Here is a 14,969-nt window from a genome sequence, read left to right on the forward strand (position 1 = left end):
GTTCTGCTTCGGTGTCGCCTGCCGCTTGGAGAATGTGCGCGCGGGTTGCTTCAGAAAAGGCCGGCGTCTTCTGCATGGCGCGCGGTTGGAGACTGCGAGTCAGTATCCTTGCTTCTTACCAATCTACTTATAACTCCTGCAGCAATTTTGATTACTAAGCGGTTCAATGCCCATTCACATTTTTCGACCGCTTCAGCCAACCTTCCAATGCAACTTGATAGATCCTCGACCGCACGTCGGCGACTGTACCACCGAGACAGGCGGAGAGACTGTTTGCGTGCCACGCTGGCCATGAGAGCTTCGACCTCAAGCGCGGTGACCTGATCAGCCGGCTGTGAGGACGGCAGCGACCTCTTTCGCAGTCGGCATCGACGGGCCTGCGCCCATCCTTTGCACCGAAATCGAGGCGGCGGCATTGGCGAACACCAGCGCCTCGCGCAACGGAACCGCATCGGCAAGCTGCGCGGCGAGCGTGCCGACGAAGCAGTCACCGGCGCCCGTCGTGTCGATCGCTTTCACGATACGCCCCTGCACGATCAACACCTCGCGCCCGGCGAGCGCGACGATACCGCGTCTGCCGAGTGTGACACAGATGATCTGCTCAGCGCCGACCTGGATACGGCGGGCCGCTTCAACGATCCCGGCGACCTCGATAGCGTCGGACAGCGCGGTTGCGGTCAGCAATCCAAGCTCAGTTTCGTTCAGCACGAGAATGTCGACGAGCTCAAGGAGTCCGCGGTCGAACGTCTGCGCCGGAGCAGGGTTGAGCAGCGTTGTTGCTTTCGCGATGCACGCACAGCGAAAGAACGCCGAAATTGTCGGCAGTGGGATCTCGAACTGACTGACGGCGACATCTCCCTTGACGAGAGGCACGCCGCCGACATCCTCGGGGCCGAGAAGCGCGTTCGCGCCGGGGATGACGACAATGGTGTTATCGGCTTCGGCGACCGTGATGATCGCGGTGCCGGTATGAGCCTCACTCGTCTGCTGCAAATATCCGAGGTCGATCCCCTGGTCGGCCAGAAAGGAAGCGAGCTCAGCGCCGAAGGCGTCCTTGCCGACGCGGCCCACCAGAGTGGTCCCGACGCCAAGACGCGCCGCCGCGACGGCCTGATTGGCTCCTTTACCGCCGGGGAAATACAACACCTGCTTGCCGGCGACGGTCTCACCGATTTTGGGATGCCGGTCGGCCCTCGCCACCACATCCATGTTGATGCTGCCGCCGACGAAGACGCCGCCCATGCGATACCCCGGAGAGGTTAGACCCTGATTGTTGATCTCGACGAGGGTGGGAAGGCCCGCCTCATTGCCGAGACGCTGGATCTTGAAGGTTGACGCCGCGCGCGCGAAGTCGAAATGCTCGCGCCAGCTTTTACCGGCATGTGCCAGATACGAATAGATGTAGGCGCCGTGAAACACAGCACCCCCCATTGGTGTCGAGCACGCGCTGGCGGGGCATGGCAATCCGCAGACCGGCGCCCCCGCACTTTGCACTGAAACGACGTGGAGCAAACGTCAAGAGCGGCCTACATTGAAGGCCGGGGCAGCGCGGTTGCGGCCACTCTGGTGTTCGGACGATTTTGAGCACCCCCGGATCTCCGCCTCTATACCGGCGAGGAGTGCGAATCTCTCCTCGCCGTCGGGATATCATTTCGCAAGCCATGCCGTGAAACGTTGACGCAACTCGTCTCCCCTTTCGCCCCAGAAGGCGGCGTCAATCAGAAGGGCATTAGTCATGTGGTCAGGTGCCGTCGGTAGGTGCGGCAGGACCGCAGGATCAACGTGCGCGATAGCATCCCTGTTAGCAGGTCCATAAGGGATGTACCGAGTTTGATCGGCCTGTACTGAGCCAGAGGTGACGAACGCGATGAACTTGTATGCTGCATCAACGCGCGGCCCCCCTTTGGGAATGACCCAGACATTCATCCCAAGTTCCTGGGCATCCCATAGTATTTCAAAGTGCTTACCCGAGTTCTTTACCGCGTCATAGATGCGGCCATTCCAGGCTGACGTCATCACGACCTGACCATCGGCGAGAAGCTGTGGTGCCTGTGCGCCAGTTTGCCACCAGACAACGTCCTTCTTTATGGTATCCAACTTCTTCAAAGCCCGGTCTACGCCGGCGGATGTCCCGAGTACGCTGTAAACGTCTTTGACCGCAACGCCATCGGCAATAAGGGCCCACTCCAAGTTTCCGAATGGACTCTTATACAGCCCGCGCTTGCCTGGGAATTTCTGAGTGTCGAATAAGTCGTTGAGAGTCTTTGGACCGTTCGGAAGTTTGTCCTTATCGTAGGCGAGAATCGTTGCGTAAAAGTCAGCCGGTACCACGCAATCGTTATCTGCGCCCGTAAACCTGCTTCTATCAAGGCCAAGCCGCTTCCAGTCTATCGTTTCAAGTGCCCCCTCGGCGCACAATTGCTCGCCCCCCACAGCATCCATGTCGACTGCGTCCCAGCTAACGCTTTTAGACTCCACCATGGCGCGGATCTTTGAAGTCTCGCTGTTGAACTCCTCCTCAGATATCTTCACGCCCGCCTTCTTGGCGTACGGCTCGAAATAGACCTTTCTCTGTGCCGCCTGATAGGCTCCGCCGAATGAAGCGATCGTAAGCTGATCGTCCGCAAACACCGGTTTCACTGAGCCCAACCCTCCTGCTGTCAGGCACGTTAGTAGCAAGATACTGAGAACCCTCTTTGATTTGTCCATTTTCTACTCCTCCTATTCCAACCCGTGATCGACTGGATCTTGCAGTTCGTTGTTCAAATTGCAGATAGTGGTGCATCCGCAAAAAGGCCGCGGTAGACGGACCGATGCGCGATCGTCTACAATCCTTGCGCGATGCTCGCTCGCGGTTGCTTAATTGAAGTTACCTCCCGGTGGATCAGCGCAGCTGTGCTAGCTTCACTGCGCAGGGAGGTATGCGGACTCGAATGGAAAGCGCTCTAAAGCTGGAAACGTCGGGAGCGGAGCCCGGACGGCCCGAGCGAACTCCGCACGGGTGTGTGATTATGGGAGTTGAGTGTGATCACCCTTGCGCGACCCCCCAGATCTCCACAGTGGTGCTGGGGCTGTGCAACATCGGCTTGGGCACGAAAGTAACGGGTGGGAGCGCACCACCCATGCAATCCGCAAGCGTCTTGGCGAAGGCCACCGTCTCGGCTTCCGTACCTGTAGAGGTGAAGTAGCACACCATGAGCTTCAAATCGGCAGGTGAGCGCCCGAAGGGGCGAAGAAGATCTTCGATGTAGCTCATCGTGAAGCGCGTCTGCGGCAGGAGCTGCCCCTCCATCACCGATCGGCCCTTGTTGTCGTACGGCTGTGCAGGCACCTGGCCCCCGAGCCAGATCATGTCTCGCAGTCTGATGGCCTGACGGTAAGGGGTGGCCCAAGTCCAGTCCCATACGCGCGCCGGCCAGTGGTCTTCTCGCGGAATGTACTTGTCGTAGCCGTTGCGCAACTCGCGCATTGCCATCACTTCGATCTTGGTCTGCGCGCCCTTTGGATTGAGGCGGTGGCAAGGAACCACCGTCGCGACAGGGCCCGGTTCTCGGTAGTGGCTCGCCCGGGCCTTGGACAACGGCATCCATTGCTCGCGCGTACTGCCAAAGTAATAACCTTCCAGCTTGATGGTATCTTGTAGGGAAGCTCCAAGCGCAGCCAATGTCTCCCCGTGTTTCTCCATGATCCAGTGGCTCTGGGTCACAGGGTCATCCGGCTGCTCTACGGAGCCTTCGGCAACTTCGGCGGCACGGTTCGCAACCGCGATGAACTCACCGGCGCGCAGACCCGCGGTAACCTCTCGGCCCCTGAACAGCGCCTTCCTTTGTTCTGGCACCGGGCGCGCTATTGCGCGCACATCGGCTAAGTCCCGCCAGCCCCGCTGCGCGATGGCCTGGATCTGGATGGTCTGCTCGGCAAAAGGCTGGAATGCCTCGGGCATGGTGCTAATTACCGGCATCGGATCCGACGGGAAGAACCGAGCTAACGCCGCGATCACCTCCCAATCATCGCGTTCGGCTGTAAAGTGTGCCTTCAGTCGGACGACGTCTTCAAGTGTGCAGGATTCGGTGGCGAGAGCTTCCGCCAAATTAGTCATCGCTCCTTCGATCTGCTGGTCGAACTCTCCCGGATTGCGTATCCGACCTGCGGAGTCGAAGTCACCCGCTCCGCCGACGAAGGTCATCGCACCAGCACTACCGGACAGGTGGTGAGTGTGGTCGATGGGGAGATTCCAGACTAAGGATGATTTCATTTCGGGCATTCCCCCACGTGCTCTGACCAGCACCGAATTTGTTGTGAAGCTTCAGGCTGGGCGCACCTTACGCTGCTCTGGTGTGTTGAAAAGGCGTTTTCTTCAGACTCGTAAATGACTGAAAAGTATAGGAGGTGTTTCATAAATCGAACACAACAGTGGTTGCCGGTGAGACTGTTAGGCGCTTATGTGCCTGCAAGGGTCTTCGGGTTGACGATCATGCCGCACAAGGGGGCCGATCAGTTCAATGTCGCCAATAGCAATGATCGGGACGCTTACCGCCTACCTGGAGCTTTGCCTTCTATCTTCGCCACCCAGCGGCAAAGCATTGGACGCTCGTCGCGAGCGCGTTTAATGCGCGAGAATTGCCGCTCGAGATCAGGCACAAGCAGCACTGCCCGCGCACTCTGTATGACGGATTCGAACTCCGTCTAGCAGCATGCAGGGATCACAGCGCTGACCGGAACGGAAACCCTACACCGATGGAGAGAACTAAGCCTCCTACGAACGCAGCAGCAAACTTCTTGTGAGAGTTTGCTGCCGGTAGACACGAAATCAAAGGCAAAAGCTCGCCGAGCGCTAGACGGCCTCGATGAGCGAGCAGTCGCTGGGGGGGGCGATGACTCAGTCAGTAACCCAGCTCCAGGCTAACCTCCCGCGTGAGCTGGCCGCCTTTGACAAATTCCAACAGGTTCTTGGTGCCCCATTCGATATTACGTTGCAGCACATCGTCGGCATTCGCAGCTTGATCGTCCGAGCCAATAACGCTCGGTAGCTTGTGGACCCCGAGGCGAGACCCTGAGCCAGCCGGAAACGCTCGCCCGAACCCATAACTCCACCAAACGTCTGCCGCGTAGCCGCGCAAACGGCCTGAGGTAAGTGCTTCATAGAGAGGCTTCTCTTGGATCACAGCTCCCCGCGAAATGTTGACCAGAAAGGCCGAGGGCTTCATAGCCGCGAGTTCCGCCGTTCCTATCAGCTGATTGGTTTCGGTGGTGTTAGGGGTCGCCACCACGACATAGTCGCATTTCGCTAATGCCGAGTGTAATTCGTCGATCCCGTAAACGGCATCGACGTAATCCACCGGTTTACCCTTGTTTCGCCGGACGCCAATCACCTGCATGTCAAAGCCCTTTGCGTGCTTCGCGACTCGACTGCCGATTTGGCCGAGGCCGATGATCCCGATCGTACGACCATGCAACATGGCCGAGCGATTCTCGTCGGCATAGACCGGAAACGGCTTCTGCCGCTCCTGCAGAGCGTTGTGCTTGAGCAGAGTCTTCTTCGCCAGAGCCAGCACAAACATCATTGCTTGCTCTGCAACTGCGACCGCGTTGGCACCCCGAATGTTCGTCAGTTTCACGCCGCGTTGCTTGAAGAGCGCTAGCGCTCCCATTTGCCGCAGGTCATCCACGCCGGAATGTAGCCAGGAGAAGATCTTTAGTTTTTGAGCGACTTCAAGAACGCCCTCGGGCACGCTCAGGGCTATGATCGCATCGGCGTCGACTGCGAGGTGCTTCACATCAGAGTATGCGCAGTCAAATCGGGAGAGATAGTCTCCCTTCGGGGCTACGACCTCTGTGCCAGCTGGCATTGCACCCTTAATGTAATCGATCTCGTCTTGCACCGCGTACCACAAGCAGAGCACCTTCATCTTTTAACCCCCTGATCTGTCCTACCGAGTGTTTGAATGCTTGATGGCCTCATTCCACCTTAGTCTACCGGCCGAATCGCAGCTGTTTGCTGCGCAATCCGCGTCGAACGTGGCGATTTTGTGCAATAAGTGAGCTTCTTATCGCGAAAATCTGTTTCCCCATTTTCTGGAAGGTTCAGGGCCGATGTGCAAGAATTAGCGGGGCACACGGCCCGATGGGAGCGTGTAGAGCGCGGCGGACAAGGCGGCCCACTCCCCCTGCGCCACATAAATCCATCACTTTGCACGTAGCCGCCGCCGAATTTATGCCCCTACGGTGCGCACTACGAAGAATTTATCGCTTGCTGAGGGTGGTATGCTCGCCCTGGAAGACGGCTAGGCGCCTTCACAGGGGGAGACGAGCATGTTTAGTACACGCCGCCAATTTCTGAAAAGTGCAACTTCGGCCGCGGCTATTGGCGCGAGCGGATCGCTCGCGACCACTGTCGGCGCCCGCGCCGAAGAGACAATCACTGCAGTCGATTGGGGCGGGAATTACGCGAACGAGATCAAGAAGCTCGCAGCAAAGCAATCCGACATCAAGGTCAATTGGCAGCTGCACGCTGGAGGGGCGATGGCCATCCTCCCGAAGATCAAGGCGAAATGGCCAAACCCCGGGATCGATCTCCTCACCGGATGGGATCCCTCATGGCAAATGATCGCCCGGGAAGGTTGGGCGGAGCCAGTCACGACGGAACGGGTCCCAAATCTGGTAGACATTCCGCACAAGCTGCTGGTTAAAGACGGCGGCGGAAACGTTATAAATATCCCGAGAACCATCTCAGCGATGATCTGGTACTACCGTGAGGACACCGCTCCGTTCCCGATTGCCAAACTCGACGATCTCCTCGATCCGCGTTTGAAGGGCAAGATCTGCTTCCCAGTCCCTTCGCTCGGATCTAATCTTCAGATGCTCTCGCTTGCGTTGCATAAAGGCGGCGACGAGAAAAATATGGAGCCAGCATGGGAATTCATGAAGAAGCTGGCGCGCAGTGGAAATATCGGCCGCGTCGCAAATGCGGATACTGACATCACCACGTCGATCACTTCGGGAGAGACCTGTCTTAGCATTCAAGGCGCATCAGCTCCAATGGAACGGGCACGAAACCTCAAAATTCGCTTTCTGAGCAAAATGGAGAAAGACTCCGGCTTTCGCACATTCATCTATCACGAGGGTTGGTGCGTCTTGAAAGGCGGTCATACTGATGCAGCGTTCAAGTTTGCGAACTTCGCAATTGCACCCGAGACGAATGCCGAATTCAATCGAGCCATTAGTGGCGTACCCGTCAACATCAAGTCGAAGGTATCCGACGAGATCAAGCCCATCACGTTCAATAACGAGCAGATGGAGAGATTTGCTTATATCCCCGACTGGGCGTTCCTCTCCACACAGACAGATGCTTGGATGAAGAGGTGGGAGCAGGAGATTGCGCCCCTTCTTTGAGCGTTTGGCCAGCTAATCGACAATAGGTGGGTTGGGTGGAAACAACATGAGCGCCGCCAGGTCTAAAGTGCTGCTGTTGCTACCCGCTGTGGCAGTCTTCGCGCTGTTATTAGTAGCGCCAATTTTGATGGTGCTCGACGAGAGCTTCCGCGTGTTCGAGCCCGGTCGCATCGGATCAGTGCAAGGAGCCTCGCTTACACTCGCAAACTATGCAGAGCTTCTTCTACCAGCTTACGTGCAATATTTTGCTCAAACGTATTTCTTGGCCTTCTGCGCTTCCGTCGTCGCGGTCTTCATTGCTTTTCCTATTTCCTATTGCATAGCAAGGACCGAGTCTCTTTCAGCACGGAAAGCTTCGCTTTCGGCGATCGTGGGCCTCATGTTCCTCAGCGCATTAGTGCGGGTTTATGCGCTTGAGCTGACCTTTGGCTCCGCGGGAGTTCTCTCTCCGGTGATGTCGTTCATGAACATCAACCCGAATGGTAGACAATACATCAATTTCGTCATCGTCGCCGGATTGCTTCACTACGCCATCCCCATGTCGATCCTGATCTTGTTCGGAGCCATTCAAAACCTAAACCCGCGCCTGATCGAAGCTGCTCAGTCTCTAGGCGCCTCGGCGCTATCGTCCCACATCACCGTGACAATCCCCTTGTGTACCCGGGGCATCTTCTCTGCATTTGTGGTCTCGATGACACTTGGAGTCAGCGCATTCATTATACCTTGGATCCTTGGGCGCGGTCGCGTGCTGTTCATCTCGAATTTAATTTATACCCGATTTAGCGAGGTCGCTGACTATCCGAGCGGCGCAGCCATTTCGATCGTCATGATGGCCCTTTCGCTGCTCATGATATTCAGCATGTCTAGACTGGCAACCTCGTTTGAACGGACGTGAGACTGCGATGCTGAAGACCGAAGAGGCGGCTGTGGTTCAGGTGGAGCACGGCATCAATGCGAATCTCGCCTTAAGGCTGGCGCTCCACAAGCGAACGGCGGACGCCGTCCTTCGCATCGGCGTCATCGCCGTGGTCACGATAACCTCGGTCTTCCTGCTGTTCCCGGTCATCGTGACGGTCTTCATGGCATTCGACGCTCGTGACTATATTGGTGCATTTCCTCCAACGAGCTTTTCAACCCAATGGTTCGTCCAGCTTGCTGGAAGTGACTTTCTTTGGTCAGCATTCAAGACAAGCCTGTTGCTTGCAACTGCCACCACTATCGCTTCGACCACGATCGGTGCTTGCGCTGCGCTCGCAATCAGCTGGATGACGCCGAAATGGAGCGACCTGGTGACTACGGCCTTTCTGTCGCCCCTAGTGCTACCCGGCGTGATCATTGGTTTCGGCCTGCTCATGTTCCTGTCCGTTCACGATGGGCTGCCGGTTTTTGCGAAATTGTTCGCTGGACACCTCATCATCGCGCTTCCATTCGCAGTAAGACTGACGCTGGTTGGTCTGGCCGGAATCAGCGGGACGCTTCGCGAGGCGGCATTGTCGCTCGGCGCAAACCAAATCCAAGCCTTTTTCACGATAACTCTCCCGCTCGCAAAGAATGGTATTGCTGCCGGAGCGGTATTTGGATTCGCGACCTCAATGGATGATGTGACGGTCAGTCTCTTTCTTAGTGACTTCAATACATTTACGCTGCCGGTGGCGCTTACAAGCTTAATCCGGTCCAGCTTCGATCTCACGATCGCCGCGGCCGCTGTCGCGCTGATGAGCGTTACATTGCTTCTCCTGATCGTATTGGACCGCGTGCTCGGGCTTGAGCGGGCGATTGGCCGTAAAACTTGAAGGGCTGCGTATATGAATGTTCTCGAGCTGAGGAATGTCACAAAAACGTATGGTGGTTTCACTGCAGTCGACGGTGTGACGCTGGAGGTCGAGCAGGGCAAGGTTTTGTCGCTTCTCGGGCCGAGTGGCTGTGGCAAGACAACAACGTTGCGCATCATTGCGGGATTCGTCTCGCCCGATGCCGGGAGCGTGCGGATCAGCGGCGACGATGTCGGCAAACTGAAGCCCTACGAGCGCAATGTAGGACTTCTGTTCCAGGATTATGCGCTGTTCCCCCACATGACGGTGTCGCAAAACGTCGCGTACGGAATGAGGTACCGAGGAACGCGCGCCGCCGCAGTACCATCTCGAGTCGCGCAGATGCTGTCGCTCGTTCAGCTGGCCGGGATGGAGACCAGATATCCAAATCAACTGAGTGGCGGACAACAGCAGCGTGTTGCACTAGCGCGAGCTCTCGCTACCGATCCGAAGGTCGTTCTTCTGGACGAGCCGCTGTCTGCGCTCGATGCTAAGCTTCGGCTTGAACTGCGTCTCGAGCTGAAGGAAATTCTGAGAATTGTGGGGGCGACCACCATCGTTGTCACGCACGACCAAGAGGAAGCCCTTAGTCTTGGGGACGAAGTCGTCGTTATGCACGCGGGTAGGATCGTCCAGCGTGGCACTCCGACGGAGATCTATCGAACGCCCGCGGACAAATTCGTTGCCGAATTTATAGGAAGGTCAAACTGGTTTCAGGCAGTTCCTGGCGGCGAAATGAATCGAAGCCTCAGCTCCTACATCACTGAGGAGGGATTTGAAATTCGGGCAAGAGCGGTGCAATCCAATCGTAGTGATGCGGCCCTTTGCGTGAGACCAGAACACATCGAACTTTTCGACGGCGCGGCCCCCGAACCGACTCACGATCCTGAACAGAATATTCTAGCCGGCATGGTTTTAGACGTTGCACCTCTCGGACCTGACGTGCATGTGGTCGTCGAGCTTCCCGGAAAACGGCGCCTATTGGCCATTAGGAAGAACGTCGGCCGAAATCCAGGAGTTGTATCCGGACAACCTGTGCGAGCCTATTTTCAAGCCTCGGATGTGCTTGTGTTCTAGCGAATATCTGAGGGCGCATCGGGCTCACTGCGATTAGTGCATGTTGTTGTTTTGTAGAATCGGGATTCCCAGCGGGACGGATTTCTGATTCAAGCTCCATGCTGGAGAACGGGGCCAGCATGGATGACGCGACCCTATTCGGAAGACCTTCGTGAACGCGCTCTGGCGCGGGCGGACGCAGGGGAGACGGTTCGTTCGATTGCCGAGGCGCTAGATTAGCCTGTCCTGTGTAACGAGGTGGAAGAATCTGAGGCGGGAGACTGGAGGCGTTTCGCCCGGCAAGATCGGTGGTCACAAGAAGCCGGTTTTGTCCGGTGCCAATGCTGACTGGCTGCGCAAGCGCGTTCTCTCGGGGCCGTTCACGTTGCGGAAGCCGACACGGGAACTGGCGGCGCGCGGGATCAAGACAGATATGCGGGCGGTGTGGACGTTTGTGCATGCCGAAGGGCTGAGCTTCAAAAAAAGGATCTGCCGGGCGAACAAGATCTCCGACGTCGCCCGTAAACGGACGCGCTGGAGGGCCCATCAAGGCAGGATCGACGCTTCACGCCTGATCTTATCGACGAGACCTGGCTCAGGACAAACATGGCACCACTGCGCGGCTGGGGTCCGAGTGGGCGCCGGCTCCAGGCATCTGCGCCTTTCGGCCACTGGGAGACCATGACTTTCATTGCGGCGCTGCGGCACGATCAGATCAGCGCACCATGGGTCATCGACGGTCTCATCAATGGTGAACTCTTCACCCTCTATGTCGAGAAGGTGTTGGCGCCAACTCTGGCAGGTCGTCATCCTCGACAATCTCGGCAGTCACAAGGGCAAGGCCGCCCGCAATACCATCCGCGCCACCGGAGCGCATCTGCTCTTCCTGCTTCCATACAGTCCCGATCTCAATCCGATCGAACAACAGGTCACTTCACCCTCTGCTCACAGGAAACAGCGCTCCGACTACTCTTTTGCGAGTTCGTCCATCACTTGTTTGGTGGCCTGATAAGCCAGGTCGACGATCTCGTCGATCTCAGCTTCTGATACTACCAGAGGGGGTGCAAATCCCAGAATGTCTCCATGCGGCATGGCTCGTGCAATCAGCCCACGATCACGGGCAGCTTTGGAGATCCGCGCGCCAACTTTTAGGTCGGGATCGAATCGCCGCTTGGTTTGGCGATCCGCAACATATTCGACGGCGCCGAGTAGGCCGACGCCTCGGACTTCTCCCACGATCTCCAATTGCGCGAAACGCTCTTTCAGGCGCTTCTGGAAGTGCTCCCCGACGGTTTTGGCCCGGTCGCGCAACCGCTCCTTCTCTACGATGTCGAGAACCGCGTTTGCAGCTGCGGCGGCGATCGGGTGACCCGAGTAGGTATAACCGTGTGAGAATGCCCCCACGCGATCGGAGGCCTCTTCCATGACTTTGTAAACTTTTTCGCTGACGATCGCTCCGGACAGCGGCATATAGCCGGAAGTAAGCCCTTTCGCGACCGTCACCAGATCCGGCTCAATCTCGTAAAGCGTGCAGCCGAAGTCTGCGCCGGTGCGGCCGAATCCACAGATTACCTCATCTGCAATCAGGAGGACGTCGTACCGCCTGAGCACCGCCTGGATTTCACGCCAATATCCCTCAGGCGGCGGCGTTATCCCCCCGGTGCCTAGCACCGGTTCAGCTATGAAGGCACCGATCGTTTCTGGCCCTTCCCTTAGGATCAGATCTTCCAGTTCCGCAGCACGGCGGCGGGAAAAGTCCGCTTCCGTTTCACCCGGGTGGGCGTGCCAGTAATGATGCGGCGCCCCAGTGTGCAGAACGCCCGGGAATGGCAAATCCATGTGGTCGTGGTAGAAGGACATGCCGGTCATCGAGCCGGAAACTACCGAGCAGCCATGATAACCTCGCTCACGCGAGATGATCTTCTTTTTCTTCGGTTGACCACGCAGGTTATTATAGTACCAAACAAGCTTGGCCTGGGTCTCATTGGCATCGGACCCTGACAGTCCAAAGAACACTTTGCTCGCTTTGCCTGGGGCCATGCGTACGAGACGATCCGATAGCGTAGCCAGCTGTTCGGTCGTGTGCGCCGCATACGTATGATAGTACGCCAAACTGTACGCCTGGCGCGCGATTGCCTCTGCAACTTCAGTTCGGCCGTATCCGATGTTCACACAGTAAAGCCCGGCAAAGGCATCGATATAAGTGCGACCTTGCGCATCTTTGATGCTAATTCCTTTTCCGCCCGTGACGATCGTAGGATCGCCCGCTTTTCCGGTAGCGAAGTCCTTCAGATGAGTGAAGGGATGCAAAACACTCGAACGATCACGTTCCGCAATGGTTTTGATATCGAGCATTTCATATTCTCCCTAAACCAGATCGCCGAAGCAGACGTATTTCAATTCCATGTACTCCGCCAATCCGTGCCGTGACCCTTCGCGACCCAGCCCCGATTGTTTCCAACCACCGAATGGTATAGGGGGCCCAGTAAACGAAGCGGTATTGACACCGACCATGCCGCACTCGATCTGCTCGGACACTCTGAGTGCTCGCCGGACACTGTCCGTGTACAGGTATCCGGCCAGCCCCAATTCATTGGCGTTAGCTCGGCCTATGACTTCTTCTTCGGTGTCGAACGGAAGCACAGCTGCTACGGGCCCAAACGTCTCTTGACGAGCGATGAGCATGTCTTCCGTGACATCACTGAGAAGCGTTGGAGGAACGAAGTTGGGGCCGAGAGTTCTTCCAATTTTCGACGAGAGAACGCGCGCCCCCCTTTGTCTCGCGTCGGAAATGTGTGCCCTACATTTCTCGGCAACAGAAAGCTTGGTCATTGGGCCGATATCGGTTGATGGCTCTAGTCCATGCCCGACTTCGAGTCGCCCGATCTTTGAGGCAAATGCGTCAACAAAGGCGGCATAAATCCCTCGTTGCACATAGATGCGGTTGGCGGCCAAGCAGTCTTGTCCCGAGGTGGCAAATTTTGCAGCCATAGCCCCTTCCACCGCTTTGGAGAGGTCGACGTCGTCAAAAATCACAAAAGGTGCATGGCCACCCAATTCCAACGACACCTTCTTCACGCTCTCGGCGGCTCCTTTGAGAAGAAGACGCCCGACATCGGTCGAACCGGTGAACGAAAGAGCTCGGACTCTGTGATCTTTCAATAGCGGGCGCGAAAGCTCGATTGAATCACCAACGAGCACTTGAAGCACGCCGGGTGGGAGACCTGCCTGTTCGCCTAACCTAGCGATCGCAAGCGCAGAAAGCGGGGTTTCAGGTGCGGGCTTGACGATGATCGGGCAACCGGCCGCAAGAGCGGCTCCTGCCTTTCTCGTGATCATGGCGATCGGGAAGTTCCAAGGAGTGATCGCGGCTGCGATACCTATGGGCTGCATCCGTACTTGAAGCAGACTGCCTACCTTGTGGCTGGGTATGGTCTCTCCGTACGCGCGCTCACCCTCGGCCGCAAACCAATCGAGGAATCCGGCCCCATAAGCTACTTCCTGTCGGGCCTCAGACAGAGGTTTACCCTGTTCACTCGTCACCAAGATCGCGAGCGCTTCGGCATGTTCGAGCATCAATGAGGCCCAAGACCTCAGAATGCCCCCTCTTCTGGCGGGAAGCAGTTCTCGCCAGCTTGGGAATGCGCGCTCTGCCGCCCCAATCGCCTCGTCCATATCTGAAGCGCTACAGCGACAAACATCCGCGATTTCTTCCCCCGTCGCGGGATCAATCACTTGATCTCGCTCTCCGTTCGCGACCCAGCGCCCGTCGAGCAGCGCCGCTCCCGAGAGGAAGTCACGCCGTTGCAGGCTTCTGAGGTACCGAGCAGCAAGATCCGCGGGAGAGGCAGTTTGGTTAAGGGTCGCCTGGTTCATCTGCGCATCACGCAAGGTCCGATATTGAAATCGTGCATGTATTCAGGATACTGATAGTGCGCAGAGATTTGCGTCACATTTCCCTATCGCAGGGCGGATTTCCTGCAACATCTGCACGCTCTGCGACGGAATGCACCTAAAGGCTGGAGGACGATGATATGCAATACGACCGGATCGATGCGCGCATTCTGGAGATCGTACAGAAGAACAATCGTCTGACGTCTGAAGTCATCGGTGAAATGGCCGGCCTTTCTGCTACGGCTTGCCAACGACGCTTGAAGAGGCTGCGCTCCGACGGGATCATCGAGGCCGACGTATCGATCGTTTCCGCCAGGGCGGTTGGTAGACCCATTCAGATGCTTGTCCTAGTGAGCCTGGAGCGGGAGCGCTCAGACATCATCGACAAGTTCAAGAAGGCCATCAAGTCGTCCGCGGAGGTCGTCAATGGGTTCTATGTCACCGGCGATGCCGATTTTGTTCTCTACATCACGGCCCGCAGCATGGAAGAGTACGAGCAGTTCACGCGGCGCTTCTTCTATGAGAATCCGGACATCAAGGGGTTCAAGACGATGGTCATAATGGATCGCGTGAAGGCCGGGTTTGCCGTTCCGATCGAACCGCCGTCAGAGGATTAGCTTGGCTACGTATCTCTTTATGATGCGAAGTTTTTCATCGTGCGTCCGCGCAGAAAGCCCGAAACCGTCGTTTGAGTGCACTATTGTTAGTCAATGAAGTGGCCGATACCGACTAAGGTGGCTTATGTCTGAAGCGGATCCTCGGATCATCCACTCGCTTGAGAGATGATGCATAAACTAGGAACTTGGCGGAAGCTCA

General features: G+C 57.0%; 11 protein-coding genes and 1 pseudogene. 6 read left to right on the forward strand and 6 right to left on the reverse strand.

The genetic code is table 11. The features are described from left to right. Positions 1 to 324 precede the first annotated feature (324 nt). From ABID59_RS21045 to ABID59_RS21060, 4 genes are all read right to left on the reverse strand, one after another. Complete coding sequence (locus ABID59_RS21045; RefSeq protein ID WP_354084802.1) at positions 325 to 1,242, reverse strand: ribokinase; 918 nt, start codon at positions 1,240 to 1,242, stop codon at positions 325 to 327. 405 nt (positions 1,243 to 1,647) lie between these two features. Then, on the reverse strand, positions 1,648 to 2,709 hold the full coding sequence (locus ABID59_RS21050) for an ABC transporter substrate-binding protein (protein WP_354084623.1): 1,062 nt from the start codon (positions 2,707 to 2,709) through the stop codon (positions 1,648 to 1,650). A 319-nt stretch (positions 2,710 to 3,028) separates the two neighbouring features. Further along, positions 3,029 to 4,255, reverse strand: coding sequence for a RidA family protein (locus ABID59_RS21055; RefSeq protein ID WP_354084624.1), 1,227 nt, complete (start codon positions 4,253 to 4,255; stop codon positions 3,029 to 3,031). Between the two features lie 628 nt (positions 4,256 to 4,883). Beyond that, a complete protein-coding gene (locus ABID59_RS21060) occupies positions 4,884 to 5,909 on the reverse strand; it encodes an NAD(P)-dependent oxidoreductase (RefSeq protein ID WP_354084625.1) in 1,026 nt (341 codons plus the stop codon). A gap of 403 nt (positions 5,910 to 6,312) precedes the next feature. Between ABID59_RS21060 and ABID59_RS21065 the strand changes: the two genes are divergently transcribed. From ABID59_RS21065 to ABID59_RS21085, 5 genes and pseudogenes are all read left to right on the forward strand, one after another. Further along, positions 6,313 to 7,392 carry an ABC transporter substrate-binding protein gene (locus tag ABID59_RS21065; protein ID WP_354084626.1) on the forward strand — a complete coding sequence of 360 codons (1,080 nt, stop codon included), beginning with the start codon at positions 6,313 to 6,315 and terminating at the stop codon, positions 7,390 to 7,392. A gap of 46 nt (positions 7,393 to 7,438) precedes the next feature. Next, the gene (locus tag ABID59_RS21070) at positions 7,439 to 8,287 is read left to right on the forward strand and encodes an ABC transporter permease (protein ID WP_354084627.1); all 849 of its coding nucleotides are present in this window, start codon (positions 7,439 to 7,441) and stop codon (positions 8,285 to 8,287) included. Between the two features lie 7 nt (positions 8,288 to 8,294). Then, positions 8,295 to 9,185 carry an ABC transporter permease gene (locus ABID59_RS21075; RefSeq protein ID WP_354084628.1) on the forward strand — a complete coding sequence of 297 codons (891 nt, stop codon included), beginning with the start codon at positions 8,295 to 8,297 and terminating at the stop codon, positions 9,183 to 9,185. A 12-nt stretch (positions 9,186 to 9,197) separates the two neighbouring features. After that, positions 9,198 to 10,280: an ABC transporter ATP-binding protein gene (locus ABID59_RS21080; RefSeq protein WP_354084629.1), complete on the forward strand. Its 1,083-nt coding sequence runs from the start codon at positions 9,198 to 9,200 to the stop codon at positions 10,278 to 10,280. Between the two features lie 558 nt (positions 10,281 to 10,838). Continuing rightward, positions 10,839 to 11,268 (forward strand): annotated as a pseudogene (locus ABID59_RS21085) (transposase). Here ABID59_RS21085 and ABID59_RS21090 read toward each other — a convergent pair. Next, positions 11,226 to 12,614, reverse strand: a complete 1,389-nt coding sequence (locus tag ABID59_RS21090) for an aminotransferase (RefSeq protein WP_354084630.1) — start codon at positions 12,612 to 12,614, stop codon at positions 11,226 to 11,228. The pseudogene ABID59_RS21085 and the gene ABID59_RS21090 overlap by 43 nt on opposite strands. A gap of 12 nt (positions 12,615 to 12,626) precedes the next feature. Beyond that, entirely contained in the window at positions 12,627 to 14,135 is a 1,509-nt protein-coding gene (locus ABID59_RS21095) for an NAD-dependent succinate-semialdehyde dehydrogenase (protein ID WP_354084631.1), read from the reverse strand. 158 nt (positions 14,136 to 14,293) lie between these two features. Here ABID59_RS21095 and ABID59_RS21100 point away from each other — a divergent pair, with 158 nt between their 5' ends. Continuing rightward, entirely contained in the window at positions 14,294 to 14,770 is a 477-nt protein-coding gene (locus tag ABID59_RS21100; RefSeq protein ID WP_148774816.1) for an Lrp/AsnC family transcriptional regulator, read from the forward strand. The last annotated feature ends 199 nt before the right edge of the window (positions 14,771 to 14,969 follow it).

Source organism: Bradyrhizobium sp. S3.3.6 (assembly GCF_040546905.1).
Lineage (GTDB): Bacteria > Pseudomonadota > Alphaproteobacteria > Rhizobiales > Xanthobacteraceae > Bradyrhizobium > Bradyrhizobium cytisi.